The organism is Cribrihabitans pelagius (assembly GCF_048820915.1).
Classification (GTDB): domain Bacteria; phylum Pseudomonadota; class Alphaproteobacteria; order Rhodobacterales; family Rhodobacteraceae; genus Cribrihabitans_A; species Cribrihabitans_A pelagius.
The window spans coordinates 67,870-83,020 of sequence record NZ_JBMERR010000004.1; the positions used below are offsets into that span (position 1 = coordinate 67,870).

Annotated in this window: 16 protein-coding genes and 2 tRNA genes; 12 read left to right on the top strand and 6 right to left on the bottom strand. The window is 66.3% G+C overall.

The window, feature by feature from the left end; translation table 11 throughout:
- Positions 1-205 precede the first annotated feature (205 nt).
- Genes ACOHX0_RS04975 through ACOHX0_RS04985 form a run of 3 tightly spaced genes read left to right on the top strand, consistent with a single transcriptional unit; the run spans position 206 to position 3,018 of the window.
- Entirely contained in the window at positions 206-1,843 is a 1,638-nt protein-coding gene (locus ACOHX0_RS04975) for a TadE/TadG family type IV pilus assembly protein (RefSeq protein ID WP_420675587.1), read from the top strand.
- A complete protein-coding gene (locus ACOHX0_RS04980; protein WP_420675588.1) occupies positions 1,840-2,376 on the top strand; it encodes a TadE/TadG family type IV pilus assembly protein in 537 nt (178 codons plus the stop codon). Before ACOHX0_RS04975 ends, ACOHX0_RS04980 begins: the two co-directional genes overlap by 4 nt.
- A 3-nt stretch (positions 2,377-2,379) precedes the next feature.
- A complete protein-coding gene (locus tag ACOHX0_RS04985) occupies positions 2,380-3,018 on the top strand; it encodes a TadE/TadG family type IV pilus assembly protein (protein ID WP_420675589.1) in 639 nt (212 codons plus the stop codon).
- Positions 3,019-3,031: 13 nt separating this feature from the next.
- Here the strand turns inward: ACOHX0_RS04985 and ACOHX0_RS04990 are convergent, their stop codons facing one another.
- Both ACOHX0_RS04990 and ACOHX0_RS04995 read right to left on the bottom strand, forming a co-directional pair.
- Positions 3,032-3,502: a hypothetical protein gene (locus tag ACOHX0_RS04990; RefSeq protein WP_420675590.1), complete on the bottom strand. Its 471-nt coding sequence runs from the start codon at positions 3,500-3,502 to the stop codon at positions 3,032-3,034.
- 70 nt (positions 3,503-3,572) lie between these two features.
- Positions 3,573-4,529, bottom strand: coding sequence for an NAD(P)-dependent oxidoreductase (locus tag ACOHX0_RS04995; protein WP_420675726.1), 957 nt, complete (start codon positions 4,527-4,529; stop codon positions 3,573-3,575).
- A 133-nt stretch (positions 4,530-4,662) separates the two neighbouring features.
- Between ACOHX0_RS04995 and ACOHX0_RS05000 the strand changes: the two genes are divergently transcribed.
- The 3 genes from ACOHX0_RS05000 to ACOHX0_RS05010 all read left to right on the top strand — a co-directional run bounded on the left by ACOHX0_RS05000 (position 4,663) and on the right by ACOHX0_RS05010 (position 7,083).
- A complete protein-coding gene (locus tag ACOHX0_RS05000; RefSeq protein ID WP_420675591.1) occupies positions 4,663-5,544 on the top strand; it encodes a LysR substrate-binding domain-containing protein in 882 nt (293 codons plus the stop codon).
- A gap of 217 nt (positions 5,545-5,761) precedes the next feature.
- Positions 5,762-6,673: a pirin family protein gene (locus ACOHX0_RS05005; RefSeq protein WP_420675592.1), complete on the top strand. Its 912-nt coding sequence runs from the start codon at positions 5,762-5,764 to the stop codon at positions 6,671-6,673.
- Positions 6,674-6,780: 107 nt separating this feature from the next.
- Entirely contained in the window at positions 6,781-7,083 is a 303-nt protein-coding gene (locus ACOHX0_RS05010; RefSeq protein WP_420675593.1) for an antibiotic biosynthesis monooxygenase family protein, read from the top strand.
- A 57-nt stretch (positions 7,084-7,140) separates the two neighbouring features.
- Here ACOHX0_RS05010 and ACOHX0_RS05015 read toward each other — a convergent pair whose 3' ends face one another.
- Both ACOHX0_RS05015 and ACOHX0_RS05020 read right to left on the bottom strand, forming a co-directional pair.
- Complete coding sequence (locus ACOHX0_RS05015) at positions 7,141-7,629, bottom strand: GNAT family N-acetyltransferase (protein WP_420675595.1); 489 nt, start codon at positions 7,627-7,629, stop codon at positions 7,141-7,143.
- Positions 7,626-8,213 (bottom strand): TetR/AcrR family transcriptional regulator, encoded by a 588-nt coding sequence (locus tag ACOHX0_RS05020; RefSeq protein WP_420675596.1) that lies wholly within the window; start codon positions 8,211-8,213, stop codon positions 7,626-7,628. The genes ACOHX0_RS05015 and ACOHX0_RS05020 overlap by 4 nt, the downstream gene beginning before the upstream one ends.
- Before the next feature lie 159 nt (positions 8,214-8,372).
- Here ACOHX0_RS05020 and ACOHX0_RS05025 point away from each other — a divergent pair, with 159 nt between their 5' ends.
- From ACOHX0_RS05025 to ACOHX0_RS05050, 6 genes are all read left to right on the top strand, one after another.
- Positions 8,373-8,711, top strand: coding sequence for a hypothetical protein (locus ACOHX0_RS05025; RefSeq protein WP_420675597.1), 339 nt, complete (start codon positions 8,373-8,375; stop codon positions 8,709-8,711).
- A gap of 117 nt (positions 8,712-8,828) precedes the next feature.
- Positions 8,829-10,115: a homoserine dehydrogenase gene (locus ACOHX0_RS05030; protein ID WP_420675598.1), complete on the top strand. Its 1,287-nt coding sequence runs from the start codon at positions 8,829-8,831 to the stop codon at positions 10,113-10,115.
- A gap of 189 nt (positions 10,116-10,304) precedes the next feature.
- Positions 10,305-11,291, top strand: coding sequence for a class II fructose-bisphosphatase (gene glpX, locus ACOHX0_RS05035; RefSeq protein WP_420675599.1), 987 nt, complete (start codon positions 10,305-10,307; stop codon positions 11,289-11,291).
- 121 nt (positions 11,292-11,412) lie between these two features.
- Entirely contained in the window at positions 11,413-13,152 is a 1,740-nt protein-coding gene (recJ, locus tag ACOHX0_RS05040) for a single-stranded-DNA-specific exonuclease RecJ (protein WP_420675600.1), read from the top strand.
- A gap of 104 nt (positions 13,153-13,256) precedes the next feature.
- Positions 13,257-13,331 (top strand) — tRNA-Glu (locus tag ACOHX0_RS05045).
- Between the two features lie 168 nt (positions 13,332-13,499).
- Positions 13,500-13,574 (top strand) — tRNA-Glu (locus ACOHX0_RS05050).
- Positions 13,575-13,913: 339 nt separating this feature from the next.
- Here the strand turns inward: ACOHX0_RS05050 and ACOHX0_RS05055 are convergent.
- Positions 13,914-14,792 (bottom strand): hypothetical protein, encoded by an 879-nt coding sequence (locus tag ACOHX0_RS05055; RefSeq protein ID WP_420675601.1) that lies wholly within the window; start codon positions 14,790-14,792, stop codon positions 13,914-13,916.
- Positions 14,789-14,992 carry a hypothetical protein gene (locus ACOHX0_RS05060; protein WP_420675602.1) on the bottom strand — a complete coding sequence of 68 codons (204 nt, stop codon included), beginning with the start codon at positions 14,990-14,992 and terminating at the stop codon, positions 14,789-14,791. The genes ACOHX0_RS05055 and ACOHX0_RS05060 overlap by 4 nt, the downstream gene beginning before the upstream one ends.
- Positions 14,993-15,151 lie beyond the last annotated feature (159 nt).

Genomic DNA, 15,151 nt, shown 5'->3' on the forward strand with positions numbered 1-15,151 from the left:
TGATTCGCGTCCCGCCCGCCCGGGAGTGATGCCCGACCGCGGAGCACGCCAGGGCCGCCGTGCCGGAGCCGCCGGAACCGGAACAATTGTACGCATTGCGGCCCGCCTCCGCCCCATTTCGGCCATGTTCACCAAGCATTAACAGTTGCGAATTGCGCAGCCCGCCTTGCGCCGCGCAGCGCTCTGCCGCCCGGGGGATGTCCATATGTCTGCACGCCATCGCAATACCACCGTCCTCAGCAGCCGCCTGCTTGCGCAGGCCCGCGCCTTCCGACGGCAGGAGGAGGGCGTCCTGGCCAAGCCGCTGGTGTTCTTCTTTCTGTCGATGCTGGCGGTCGGCGGCATCGGCGTCGACCTGATGCGGATGGAGCGCGACCGCACGGTACTGCAATACACCCTCGACCGCGCGGTGCTGGCGGCAGCCGACCTCGACCAGCCGAAGGCACCGGAAGTGGTAGTGCAGGACTACCTGAGCAAAGCGGGGCTCGAAGACTATTACCAGGCACCGGTCGTGCAGGAGGGGCTCGGCTACAAAAGCGTGGAGAGCACCATCGACACCACCTTCCCTGCGCATCTCCTGAAGTTCGCGGGCGGCGACAACCTGCCGCTCTACGCCAACGCCCGGGCCGAGGAGACGATCGGCAGTGTGGAGATTTCGATGGTGCTCGATATCTCCGGCTCGATGCGCTCGAACAACCGCCTCACCAACCTGAAGACCGCAGCGCACAGCTTCGTCGACCAGATCACCCAGAATACGGACGTCAGCAACCTGTCGATCTCGATCATTCCCTACGCCACGCAGGTGAACGTCGGCGAGGCCCTGCTGAGCAAGTACAACGTCTCGCAGGAGCACAATTACTCGTTCTGCGTGAACTTCATCAAGGACCAGTTCAGCAAGCACACGCTCAGCCGCACAGAACCGCTGGAGCGCACCGCGCATTTCGACACGTTCACCTATTCGGAGAACATGATCTCTTCGCCCGTCTGCCCGACGCGCGCGGGCTCGCAGATCCTGCCGTTCACGAATAATGCGGCGACCCTGCATGCCTACATCGATACCCTGTCGGCAAACGGCAACACCTCGATCGACATCGGCATGAAATGGGGCAGCGCCCTGCTCGACCCGACCGCGCGCAGCGTTGTCAGCGACCTGATCGCCGAAGGCGAAATCGCCGCGGCCTTTTCCGGCCGCCCCACGGACTACGGCAGCGGCGACACGCTGAAGATCATCATCCTGATGTCGGACGGCCAGAACACCAACCAGTACATGCTGAACCCATCGCGCCGCGAGGGCTTGTCGGACGTCTGGCATAACCCGGATGCCAACACTTACCCGGGCAACGACGGCTCCGGCGCTTACTCAGTGTACCACTCGAACGGGCAGAAGAGTTATTACTGGGCGCATATGAACCGGTGGGAGGATCACCCCTACGGCAACGGCACATATGAAATTTGCGATAGTTATGGGTGTGAAACGGTGCAAGAAGAAGGCACGGCAACCCGCCTCGAATACCCCGAGCTCTTCGCCCGCGCCTCGCTCGCCTGGATCGCCCGCTACATCTACGAATTCAGCAGCAGCGCCTGGTCGGACTGGTTCACCGCGGGCCGCTACTTCCATAACCGGACCGCCAAGGACCAGCACACCAAGGCCATCTGCGGCATCACCAAGGACCAGGGGGTGATCATCTATTCGGTGGGTTTCGAGGCGCCGTCCAACGGCATGAGGGTGCTGGAGGACTGCGCCAGCTCGCCTGCCCATTTCTTCGACGTCGAAGGGCTGGAGATCAGCGATGCCTTCTCCTCCATCGCCACTTCCATCCGCCAGCTGAGGCTGACCCAATGATCGCCCGCGCATCTGGGACGCTGCGCCGGTTCCGGTCCCGCGAGGACGGCAATGCCACGGTCGAATTCGCCATCGTCATCCCCGCCTTCCTGATGATCCTGATGTCCACGGTCGAGCTGGGCCTGATCAACATCCGCCACTCGCAGCTGGAGCGCGCGCTGGACGAAACCGTGCGCAGCATGCGACTGAGCACCGGGGCCGACATGACTCACAACGCGATCCGCGACGAGGTCTGCACCCGCTCCGGTTTCATCGAGGATTGCACAACCTCCTTGCGGCTGGAACTGCTGCAGATGGATCCATTCGCCTGGACCGGAATCGATCCGGTGCCGGACTGCGTCGACAAGATCGAGGATGTCCAGCCGGTGCGAAATTTCCAGAACGGGCGCTCGAACGAGCTGATGGTTGTCCGCGCCTGTATGAAGTTCAAGCCGGTCTTTCCGGCCTGGGGCCTGGGCGGCAGCCTGGGCAAGGACGCGGACGGCCGCATCAGCCTCACCGCCGCTTCCGCATTCGTTCACGAGCCGAGGTAGACCATGCTGACAGCACCCACGCGAAGCACGTTCCGAACCACGTTCACGCGGGCGCTGGGGCGCCGGATCGGCGCTTTCGCCCGCGACACCCGCGGCAACGTGTCGATCGAATTCGCCTTCTATGCCCCTTTGCTGCTTGGGCTGTTTGCGGCGATTTACACCTTCTTTGACGCCTTCCGGCAGGAAAACGTGAACCTGAAGGCCGCCTATACGATCTCGGATCTCATTTCGCGGGAAACCAATTACGTGAACGAGGCCTACATCGACAGCATGCATGCGCTGGCGGGGCTGCTGGTGCGCGGCGGCACCTCGCTGTCGACCCGCATCTCGGTGGTCCGCTGGGACGAAGCCGGCAACCGCTACTACGTCGACTGGTCGAAGGTGCGCGGCACCGCCTATACCGAATGGGCCGATGGCGACATCAACAATATTAAGGAAAAACTGCCCGCAATGCCCGATCAGGAGCGGGTGATCCTGGTCGAGACCAAGAACAGCGTCGAGCCCGCCTTCAACATCGGTCTGCCTTCAATGGCGATAGAGAACTTCATTTTCACCCGTCCGCGTTTCGCGCCGCAAGTGGTCTTCGTCGAAAGCAAGGGCAATGGGAACAGCCACAACGATGATGCCGAAAAGGTGAAATGACCCGCGGTCCGGCTCAGCCGCGTTTGGCGATCATGATGGCGAGGATTTCCGACATCGTCTTGCTCTGCGCGCCCGGGGTGACGCCGCCGATGCCGATACGGCGGCCGGCCCGCCACCACAGGCCCGGCATCCAGGCCCGCGGGCCCGGCGTGCTGGTGCGGATCAGGAAGCCGTTCGAGGGTTTGAACGCGAAGACGCCGCGGTCCACCGCCTCGATCTCAGCCACCGGCGCGATCACCGTGCCGTCGGAGCAGCGCAGTTCTTCCTCGGTCAGTTCGATCCGGTGCCGGGTCGCCTGCCACAGCCGCACCGCCATCCACAGCGCGCCGGTGCCCGCGGCCAGCAGGAACACGATCCACAGGGGTGCCGGCGGCACGGCCAGCGCCACATAGACCAGCACCGCGCCCACCGTGCCCAGCATCACCGTGCCCATCACCCGGCGCGGGGCCGAGGCCTCCACCGTTGCCAGAATCTCGCTGCTCATGTCCTGCTCCCCTCAGCCTGCCGGCTGGGGCATAGCTTGAATTTGCCGCGGAATACAGCCCCCGCCGGGGCTATTGCCCCGCGGCGCGGCGGACCTGCACCTCGTAACCCGGCTCCTCCGGCTCGTCATCCGTCATCTCCGCCGGGAAACCGGGCGCAAGGATGTCGAGCCCCGTCGCCTCCTCCAGGCGGCGGATGATGTTGGGCGAAAGTTCGCGCTCGCCGTAGCGCGCAATGCCGTCGTCGAAGATCTTCACCATCAGCGGGCTCACTTCCAGCGGCACGCCCGCGCGCTCCGCCACCTCCTGGAACAGGCCCACGTCCTTCTTCACCAGGTCCATGGTGAAGGAGATGTCGCGGCTGCCGTTGAGGATCACCTGGCTTTCGGTCTCATGCGAGAAGGAATTGCCCGAGCTGATCCGGATCGCCTCAAAAGCCACGTTCAGATCCATCCCCGCCGCCTTTGCCGTCACCAGCGCCTCGGCATTGGCGACCAGATGCACGGTGGCGAGGTAGTTGGTCACCACCTTCAGGACCGAGGCGCTGCCCAGATCGCCGGTATGCAGGATGCGCCGCCCCATGGTGGTGAGCAGCGGCAGGATGGTCTCGAAAGTCTCGCGCCCGCAGCCCGCGAAGATCGAGATATTTCCGGTATCCGCCCGGTGGCAGCCGCCCGAGACCGGGCAGTCCACCGCCAGCCCGCCGCGCGCGATCACCTGCGCGCCCAGCCGCTGCACTTCCGCCGCGTCGGTGGTCGACATCTCCATCCATATCTTGCCCGCGGTAACTTCCGGCAGCATCTGCTGCAGCACCGCGTCCGAGGCCGCGGGCGACGGCAGGCAGGTGATCACCGCATCGCACTCGCGCATCATCTGCGCGGGGCTTTCCCCGGCTCGCGCGCCCCTGGCGCAGAAGCGCTGCATCAGATCGTCATTCAGGTCATGAACACGCAAGTTCACCCCGTTGCGCAGCAGGCTCCCCGCCAGCTTGCCGCCCACATTGCCCAGACCGATGAAGCCCACTTTCAGATCACTTGCCACCAGATCGCTTGACACCGCGCGCTCCTCCCCGTTTGCGCCTCTTTGCCCCATCGCTAGCTTGACCCGATGCATAAATGAAACGAATAATAACGCCATCTGACCTCCGGAATTTTTGTGATACATGCAGGGCCTTCCCAATCTTGTCTGGCTGCGCGCGTTCGAGGCCGCGGCCCGGCTGCAGAGCTTCACCGCCGCCGCGGGTGAACTGGGGCTGACCCAGGCCGCGGTGAGCCACCAGGTGCGCAGCCTGGAGCAGAGCTTTGGCGTGTCGCTGTTTCACCGCCGGGCGCGGCATCTGGAACTCACCGATCTGGGCGAAGCCTATTACCCGGCGGTGGCGCAGGCGCTGACCGGCATCACCTATTCCACCCGCGGCCTCTTGGGGCCGGGAGAGGCGCGCACGGTGACGCTGCGGGCGCCGGTCTCCACCGCGGTCCTGTGCATCGCGCCCGCGCTTGGCGCCTTCCACGCCGCCCACCCGCAAATCCGCATCCGGCTGGTCTCCGCCGTCTGGGCAGGCAGCGCGCAGGATGCTGAGGTCGATGTCGACCTGCGCCTCGGCCCGCCCGGCCGCTACCAGCGCAGCGCGCATCTGTTGTCGGCGGAGCGTGTGATCGCGGTGGCAGCACCTGAGGCGGCGGCAGGCATCACCGGACTGGAGCAACTGGCCTCGCAGACGCTGATCCACATTCACGGCTACCAGGACCACTGGCTGCGGCTGTCGCAGCAGGAGGGGCTGGCGCTGGCGGATCAGGCGCCGCCGGTCTCCGTTGATACCTCGCTTGCGGCGATCGAGATTGCCGCCGCGGGCGGCGGGGTGGCGATGCTGATGCGCCGCTACGCCGCGCTGCCGCTCACGCAGGGGCGGCTGGCGCAGGTGCCCGGCGCGGAAATACCGATGGGCCAGAGCCACTATCTGATGCCTGCCCCCGCCAGTGCCGGCGGCAGCCCCGAGGCCGCCCTGGTGCGCGACTGGATCACCGCGCTGTTTGCTCACGGCTGACTGCCGCGCAGCACGCAAACAGGAGATTCTCCCGCCCGTCCGCGCCGCCTGCGGCATCGCGTCCCGTTGGGCCGGGCGCCGGGCTGACGCCCGGCGGCGGCGCCCCTCGCCAGCCTCTGTTCATACGCGCACAGGCAGCGTGACCCCCGGCCCCTTTTCCGGCCGCGCCCGCAGCTCCTATCTTCCTTTCAACGCAACCCATACCGGAGATAGGCCCATGTCGCTCAGACCCATCGCGGGCATCCGCACCGCCCAGCCGCATATCGAAGGCGCCGGCGTTAAGCTGCACCGCGCCTTCGGCTTTCAGGATCCCTCGGAGCTGGACCCCTTCCTGCTGTTCGACGACTTCCGCAACGAAACCCCCGAGGACTACCTGCGCGGCTTCCCCTGGCACCCGCACCGCGGAATCGAGACCATCACCTACGTGCTCTCCGGCACTGTCGAGCACGGCGACTCGCTGGGCAACCGCGGCACGCTGGGCGCGGGCGGCGTGCAGTGGATGACGGCGGGTTCCGGCATTCTTCATCAGGAAATGCCCGCGGGCAACGCGCAGGGCCAGATGCACGGCTTCCAGCTCTGGGGCAACCTGCCGTCGAGCCAGAAAATGTGCGCGCCGCGCTATCAGGACGTGCAGGGCACCGATATTCCGGAGGTGACAGACGACGACGGTACCCGCGTGAAGGTGATCACCGGCGAGTTCTGGGGCAAGCGCGGTCCGGTGGACGGCATCGCGGCCGATCCGCAGTACCTCGACATCCACGTGCCGGCGGGGGTGAAGAAGACCTTCCGCATCGACACCTACCGGCGCGCCTTTGCCTATGTCTTCGAAGGCGCTGCCGCCTTTGCGGATGCCTCCGCGCCGCAGGGGGTGCTGTTGGAGAAGGAGGTCGCGGGCCAGGAGCTGAACATCCGCGACATGTCCGGCAACCGCAGCCTGATCCGCTTCGGCACCGGGGACGAGATCACCCTGCAGGCAGGCCCCGAAGGCGTGCGCTTCCTGCTGATTTCCGGCGCGCCGATCGAGGAGCCGGTGGCCTGGCACGGGCCGATCGTGATGAATACCCAGGCCGAACTGCAACAGGCCTTCCGCGAGCTGCGCAACGGCACTTTCATCAAGCCTGCGCACTAGCCGCGCCCTCAAAACGCCGGAACGGCAGGAAAACCTGCCCCGCCGCCTGATCAGAGGCACCGCTTTGTGCTATACTCCCCCCATGTGATTGAAGCATGGGGGGAGCAATGATTATCCGCGTGTTCCGCGCCACGGTCCGCGATGACAAGATCGACGCGTTCAAGACATTCCTGAAGGATACTGCGGTGCCGCATGTGCGCCGCCAGAAGGGGCTGGTCTCGGTTACCGCCGGGCTGCCGCGGCCGGAGGCTCCAGCCACTTTCTGCGTCGTGATGGTCTGGGAAAGCATCGCCGCGCTCAAGGCCTTTGCGGGCGAGGATTGGGAGCAGCCGCACGTGCTGCCCGAGGAAGACCCGATGGTGCTCAGCCGCGAGATCGAGCATTTCGATATGATCGGCCTTTTGACCTGACCCGACCCGCCCGCCGCCGCGCCGTCGCCGTCCGCACCGGCCGGGAGCTGCCGGTTGTCAGCCGCCGGATGTGTCCGCGGTCCAGCTGTAGACGGTCTCGCCGTCCTGCGCCTCGGCGCTGAACCCAGCGCGCGCCAGCACCCGGGCCGAGGCCGCGTTGGCCTGCATCACCCCGCCGCGCAGGGTGGCGCCGCTGCCGCGGAACTGCGTTTGCAGAGCGGTGAGCAGCTCCCCGGCCAGCCCCTGCCCCCAGACGTCTTCCACCAGCAGGTAGCCCAGGTTGCGGGTCCGGCTGCGCGGCTCGGGATGCGACAGGATCACCAGCCCCGCGCCGTGGCCATCCCTGCCGAACAAGGCAGCCACCTCCGCCTGCTCTGCCAGTGCGCCAAGGAACGCCCTCTGCGCCGCAGCCTGCGAAAGCCCCTGGAACCCGGGCGGCAGCCAGCGCACCACCGGCTTGGCAAACAGCGCCGCCAGATCACCCTCCGCCAGATCCTGCCAGCGCCCCGCCCGCAGCCGCGGCGTCTGCAGGTCCAGCAAGCTCACGCGCTCACCGCCTTGCGCACCATTTCCCAATAGACCCGCTCCACCTCATCCAGCGACAAGCGACCCTCGGAGCGGTACCAGGTGTTGACCCCGTTCAGCATCGCAATCACCGCCAGCGTCGCGATCTTGGTATCGGCGATGGCAAAGGCGCCTTCCTCCAGCCCGGCCTTCAGGATCGCCTCCAGCCCGTTTTCGTAGTCGCGGCGCAACCCCTCGATCAAAGCGAAGTTCCCGTCCGTCAGGTTGCGCAGCTCCATATAGGCGATGAACACCGCATCCGGCCGCTGCAGATGAAACCGGATGTGAAAGCGCACGAAGTCCTGTAACTGCGCCCGCGCATCCGGCGCCCGCGGCGTTCCGGCCCAGGCCGCCTTCAGGTCCGCCATATGGCCTTCCATCAGGCTGAACAGCAGGCTTTGCTTGTCCGGCGTGTAGTTGTATAGCGCACCGGCCTGCACCCCGACCTCGCGCGCGATCTGCCGCATCGAGACCGCGGCATAGCCATGCTGGGCAAACAGCCTGAGCGCCGCCTCGCGGATGCGCGGCCCGGTGATGTCGGAATGGGAACCTTGGGTGCGTGCCATGGCCGGACGATAACTGAACAACTGTTCAGAAAAAAGATCAAATATTGCGTCAGGCGGCATCGGCGGGATTTCATTTGTGCCGCCCCGGGGAAGCGCCTAGAACCGGCAAGGAATACGCCGCCGCCCGCGGCAGGACATGCCGAAGGGAGGGACGCGACCATGCGCAAGCTGCTGCAACTGACAGGTTTTCTCGCCCTCGCCGCGGCCGCCGCCTGCTCCCGCGTGCCCGAGCTGGAAGACCGGCTGACCCCGGACCTGCGCAATGCCCCCTACCCCGACCTGCTGCCGCTCGGCACCGCGCTGGAAACGCTGCCGCCGCCCCGTCGGCAAAGCGAGGCACTGGAGGCGGAGCTCGGCGCCCGCAGCAGCCGGCTGCAACAGCGCGCCAGGGCGCTGCCGGCGCCTGCGCCGCAAAGCCGGGCGGCGGATCAGGACCTGGAAGCCCGCAGCAGACGGCTCCGGCAGCGGGCAGAGGCACTCAGAAACGCCGAATTCTAAGCGCTTTGCGCCGCCGCCCGCCCCTTGCCGGCGCCGCCTGCCGCTGCGGCGTTGCACGCTGGGGCCGAACCGGCTAAGGCGGGGCCTTGAACCTACCGGAACAGAGGACCTCCAGCTATGACAGAACCGCTTCGCCTTGGGATCGCAGGTTTGGGCACGGTTGGCATCGGCGTGGTCAGGATCATCCGCCGCCATGCCGCGCTGTTGGAGGCGCGCACCGGCCGCCCGGTGGTGATCTCCGCGGTCTCTGCCCGCGACGCCACCAAGGACCGCGGCGTGCCGCTGAAGGACTACGCCTGGGAGACCGATCCGGTGGCGCTGGCGACCCGCGATGACGTCGATGTGTTTGTCGAGCTGATGGGCGGACACGAGGGCGCGGCCAAGGCCGCAACCGAAGCCGCGCTGGCCGCGGGCAAGGACGTCGTCACCGCCAACAAAGCGCTGCTGGCGATCCACGGCCAGGCGCTCGCCGAGCAGGCCGAGGCCGCGGGCCGGGTAATCCGCTTCGAGGCCGCGGTGGCGGGCGGCATCCCGATCATCAAGTCGCTGACCGAGGGCCTCGCCGGCAACGAGATCACCCGCGTGATGGGGGTGATGAACGGCACCTGCAACTACATCCTCACCCAGATGCAGGCCACCGGCCAGGGCTACAACGCCCTGTTCGAGGAATGCGGCCGCCTGGGTTACCTGGAAGCCGACCCCAACCTCGACGTCGGCGGCATCGACGCGGGCCACAAGCTGGCGCTGCTGGCCTCGATCGCCTTCGGCACCCGGCCTGCTTTCGGCAACGTGCAGCTGGAAGGCATCCAGCGCATCCAGCTCGAAGACATCAAGGCCGCCGCGGACATGGGCTACCGCATCAAGCTCTTGGGTGTGGCGCAGCGCTCGCCCCGCGGGCTGGAACAGCGCATGTCGCCTTGCCTGGTGCCCGCCGACTCGCCGCTCGGCCAGCTCGAAGGCGGCACCAACATGGTGGTGATCGAAGGCGACGCGATCGACCAGGTGGTGCTGCGCGGCCCCGGTGCGGGCGAAGGCCCCACCGCCAGCGCGGTGATGGGCGACGTCTGCGACCTGGCCCGGGGCCTGCGCATCGCGACCTTCGGCAAGCCCGCACATCTGCTGGAGGAAACTCCGGCGGCCCAGACCGGCCTGCCCGCGCCCTTCTACCTGCGCATGGGGCTCCTGGACAAACCCGGCGCGCTGGCCAAGGTCGCCTCGGTGCTGGGCGAGGCCGGCGTCTCGATCGACCGGATGCGCCAGTACGGCCATTCCGCGCCGGTTGCCCCGGTGCTGATCGTGACCCACAAGTGCACCCGCGCGGCACTGGATGCAGCCCTCGAAGGGCTGGCCGCCACCAACGTGGTCGATGGCGACCCGGTGGCGCTGCGGATCGAGGAAGTCTGACCCGCCCCGGCAGGTCACACTCCGCCCCGCCCCCCTGCTCCGGCGCAGGCCGAAAGCCGCACTTTTGCAGCCGCGGCGAGGCTTTCCTGCCGCGGCCGCCGCCATCGCCCCTTGCGAGCTGCCCCCCGGGCGCGCTATTCGGCATTAAACGCAGATACTCCCATTCCCCGTTGCAACAGGATTTCCGGTATGACTTCGAACACCTCCGACGCGCCCTTCCATGACCGCATGCTGTCGCTGGGCCTGGCCCGGGTTGCCGAGCAGGCCGCCCTGGCCTCGGCCTCGCTGATTGGCCGCGGCGACGAGAAAGCCGCCGACCAGGCCGCCGTGAACGCCATGCGCGAGCAGCTGAACCTGCTGGATATCGCAGGCGTCGTGGTGATCGGCGAGGGCGAGCGCGACGAGGCCCCGATGCTTTACATCGGCGAGGAAGTCGGCACCGGCAACGGCCCCGGCGTCGATATCGCGCTGGACCCGCTGGAAGGCACCACGCTGACCGCCAAGGACATGCCCAACGCGCTTACCGTGATCGCCATGGGCCCGCGCGGCTCGATGCTGCACGCGCCCGACACCTACATGGACAAGCTGGCGATCGGCCCGGGCTTTGACGACGGCGTAGTGACGCTGGAGATGTCCCCGCGCGAACGCGTCGAGGCGCTGGCCAAGGCCAAGGGCTGCGCCCCCTCCGACATCACCGTCTGCATCCTGGAGCGCCCGCGTCACGAGGCGATGATCGCCGAGGTGCGCGAAACCGGCGCCTCGATCCGGCTGATTACCGACGGCGACGTCGCGGGCGTCATGCACTGCGCCGAAGCCGAGACAACGGGTATCGACATGTACATGGGCCAGGGCGGCGCGCCCGAGGGCGTGCTGGCAGCCGCGGCGCTGAAATGCATGGGCGGGCAGATCTTCGGCCGCCTCCTGTTCCGCAACGACGACGAGAAGGCCCGCGCCGCCAAGGCCGGCATCACCGACCTCGACCGCATCTATGCCCGCGACGAGATGGTAACCCAGGACGTGATCTTTGCCGCCACCGGTGTCACCGGCGGCTCGCTGCTGCCGCGCATCAAGCGCCAGCCCGGCTGGGTCGAGACCACCACCCTGCTGATGCGCTCGAAAACCGGCTCGGTGCGCCGCATGTCCTACCGCACGCCGCTGGCCCCGCATCACATGTGAGCGCCGGATGCAGACCGAACGCCCGGGAAGCGGCTTGCGCCGCTGCCTCCGGCGGGGATATTGAAGGCCAGAAGAAGGGCCGGATCCGATTGGGTCCGGCCTTTGCGTATGGGGGCAGATGATGAGCTTTTTGGGTGTTGAGCAATCCTTGAGCGGGCGCCGCTGGGTCGGACCCGGGGTTGAGACGGACCGGGCCGCGGAGATGATGGCGCAGCAGACCGGCTTGCCGCGCGCGGTCTGCCAGGTGCTGGCGCGGCGCGGCGTGCCGCCGCATGAGGCGCAGGCCTTCCTGGAGCCCAAGCTGCGCGACCTGCTGCCGGATCCGCGCGGCATGAAGGATATGGAAGCCGCCGCGGAGCGCTTCCTCTTGGCGGTGCGCCGCAAGGAGCGGATCGCGGTCTTTGCCGACTACGATGTCGACGGCGGCAGCTCGGCGGCGCTCCTGCTGGTCTGGCTGCGCGAGATGGGGCTTGCCGCGACGCTCTACATCCCCGACCGCATCGACGAGGGTTACGGCCCCAATGTGCCCGCCATGCAGGAGCTGGCGGCGGCGCATGACCTCATAATCTGCGTTGACTGCGGCACCCTCAGCCACGAGCCGATCGCGGCGGCCAGGGGCGCTGACGTGATCGTGCTGGACCACCACCTGGGCGGCGAGACGCTGCCCGACTGCGTTGCCGTGGTGAACCCCAACCGGCAGGACGAAAGCGGCGATCTGGGCTATTTCTGTGCTGCTGGCGTCGTCTTTCTGATGCTGGCCGAGGCCGGCCGGCAGCTGCGCGCCGCAGGGGCCCGCGGCCCGGACCTGATGCAGCTTCTCGACCTGGTGGCACTGGCCACAGTGGCTGACGTCGCGCCGCTCATTGGCGCCAACCGGGCGCTGGTGCGCCAGGGGCTGAAGGTGATGGCCGCCCGCAACCGCCCCGGGCTGGTCGCGCTGTCGGATGTGTCGCGTATGGATTCGGCGCCCGCCGCTTATCACCTCGGTTTCCTCCTGGGGCCGCGGGTCAACGCGGGCGGGCGCATCGGCAAGGCGGATCTGGGCGCGCGGCTCCTGGCCACGGCTGATCCGCAGGAAGCACAGGGCCTTGCCGCGCGGCTGGACGAGCTGAACAGCGAACGCCGCGAGATCGAGAACGCGGTGCGCGCCGCGGCGCTGGAGCAGGCCGAGGCCCGCGGCCTTGAGGCTCCCCTGGTCTGGGCCGCAGGCGAAGGCTGGCACCCCGGCGTGGTCGGCATCGTTGCCTCGCGTCTGAAGGAAAGCGCCAACCGCCCCGCCGTGGTGATCGGCTTTGACGGCGACGAGGGCAAGGGCTCGGGCCGCTCGGTTTCGGGTGTCGATCTCGGCGCCGCGATCCAGAAGCTTGCTGCCGAAGGCCTGCTGGTCAAGGGCGGCGGCCACAAGATGGCGGCAGGCCTCACCGTGATGCGCGACAAGCTGGAACCGGCGATGGAGCGGCTCTCCGAACTCTTGGCGAAACAGGGCGCGGGCCTGGGCGGTCCGGCCGATCTGAAGCTGGAAGGCACCCTGATGCCCGGCGCCGTGAGCGTCGGGCTGATCGAGCAGGTCGAACAGGCCGGCCCCTTCGGCGCCGCCGCCCCCGCTCCGCGCTATGCCTTGCCCAGCCTGCAGGTGCGCTTTGCCAAACGGGTCGGCGAGAGCCACCTGAAACTGTCGCTTAGCGACGGTATGGGCGGCGGTGTGGACGCGATCTGCTTCGGCGCCTTCGACAGCGCCCTGGGACCGCGGCTGCTGGAGCATGGCGGCGCCCGCTTCCACTTCGCAGGCCGTCTGGAAGTGAACACCTGGGGCGGCCGCCAGAGCCCCCAGCTGCGCCTGGAGGACGCCGCCGAAGCGTGATTTATCAAGGGTTTGCGGCCTGTGGATAAGAAAAATCGCAATTCTGTGATTTTCCTCTTGCGAGCCGCAGCCCTTGCCACTAAACACCCGCTCACGCACAGAGTGGCCCGTTCGTCTATCGGTTAGGACGCCAGGTTTTCAACCTGGAAAGAGGGGTTCGATTCCCCTACGGGCTGCCACTTCCCCCCAGAGTTATCCACGCCGCGCCGCCGCTTTAGCTGGCGGTTTTTCTATTTGCGTCTCAGGGATTTAGCCAATTTTGCGGCGTGAGAAAAACTTCGGATTCCGGCAAAAATCCTCTTGCGCCCGCCCCGCGCAATCAGTAGAACCCGCCTCACAGAAAGAGTGGCCCGTTCGTCTATCGGTTAGGACGCCAGGTTTTCAACCTGGAAAGAGGGGTTCGATTCCCCTACGGGCTGCCACTTCCTCCCTAAAACCCCTGTTTTACAGGCATTTTCGATAGGAAGTGTCCCACGTTTTACGCGCCGTGGGACACCGGCTGCTCAGCCAGCCCGGCTCCGGCGCCTGGCCGCCTGTTTCGCAAGGCGGGCCCGATCTACTTTTTTTGGTATAGATCTCAGCGGTTCTCACATCGCTGTGCGAGAGAAGAGCCATCACCTCATAAACCGAGCCGCCCTGCTCCGCGATCTCCTCAGCTCGCGCCTTGCGGACCCCATGCTGTGAGCGGGTGGCTTTCTTCACCTTTTCACCAGCGGAGTTGGTTTCGATGGTGCAAAGGCCGGCTTGGATAATCCATTTTCTCACCCGGTTGCCGAGGCTTCCAGCCGATGCGAACGGTTTGCCCCGTTCGGTGAGCAGGTAAGCAGGTAAGCAGGTGCGTCCTCGGGAAGCCCCGAGAGCTCAACCATCAATTCCGCACTCATTGGTACTTGCACCGGCTGCGCTCCCTTCTTTCCGGGCTGCCAGGAAATTATCTGATTGTCGCCTTCGAAGAGTTCATTGGCAGGGCCAAGAAGGTGCGTGTCCCCGATCCGCCCTGCTGTATCATTGGCAAGCAAGAACCAGCGGCGCGCCATTGTTCCGGGCCCGTGACGCTTCAGGAATGCGGCCTTATCCTCCGCTGTCCAGGGCACGGCCCCACCTTTGGATACGTGCGGATTTTTTACGTCATACACATGACCTTCGTGGTGAAAACCGCATTCCGAACCCCACCGGTATGCCGCCCGCAAGGCCTTGAGGCAGGTAGCCGCGGCCCCAGTCCGGGCCCCGAAAGAATCCCGGATGTGCGTGAAGGCCTCCATAGGCATCGACACTTTTACTGCCCCCATGCGAGCCTTGCGATTTCGGGTCAGGCAATCACAGGCTTGGCGCAGGCCGCGCTCACGGCTTTCCAACGTCTTCTTGTCGAGGTTGCCCGCCTTCACTTGAACTCGCATCCAGGCCACATACCGCTCCCTCAACTCATCCAGCGAGCCTCCAACTGGTTTGGAAACGTGATCCCGTCGCAATTTCTCACCAAACCGAGCGGCGTCGTAGTGCAGCTGAAAATCCGGATGATCCGGCCCCACAGGGATCGTGATCTTCCGGCGTTTCTCGCCCTCGACGCGCACGCGCCAACGCACGTTGCCTGCAGGCGTTTCCTCTTCGCAAAGGCCGGGGAAGTGGACATTGATCTTCATGCCACGTCCTCCCAGGTCAGTGCCGCGTCATTTGCCGCCGGGTTCCGGTCAGCGGCCACGACAAGGGAGTCCGCGATAATAATATCCACGTGAAATCCGCCATCTGCATCGACGTGGACTGCCCCCGGTATGAGGTCAGCCGCGACGATGGCTTTAATGGTGTTGGCGATGGAAGCTTGGGAAGGCTTTGCTGCGGGCATTTTTTGCCCCTTTCTTCTTCCTTTTCGCGGATATTCGCGAACGGTTTCCGTTGCTTGCGAGCGACGACTGCGCCTCGCGAGCAGGAACTCGGTTCATTCTGAAAATCGGAAAATTTGTTTGTTTGATACTCTATCGCAGAGGCGTCAAACGCGGGTGCC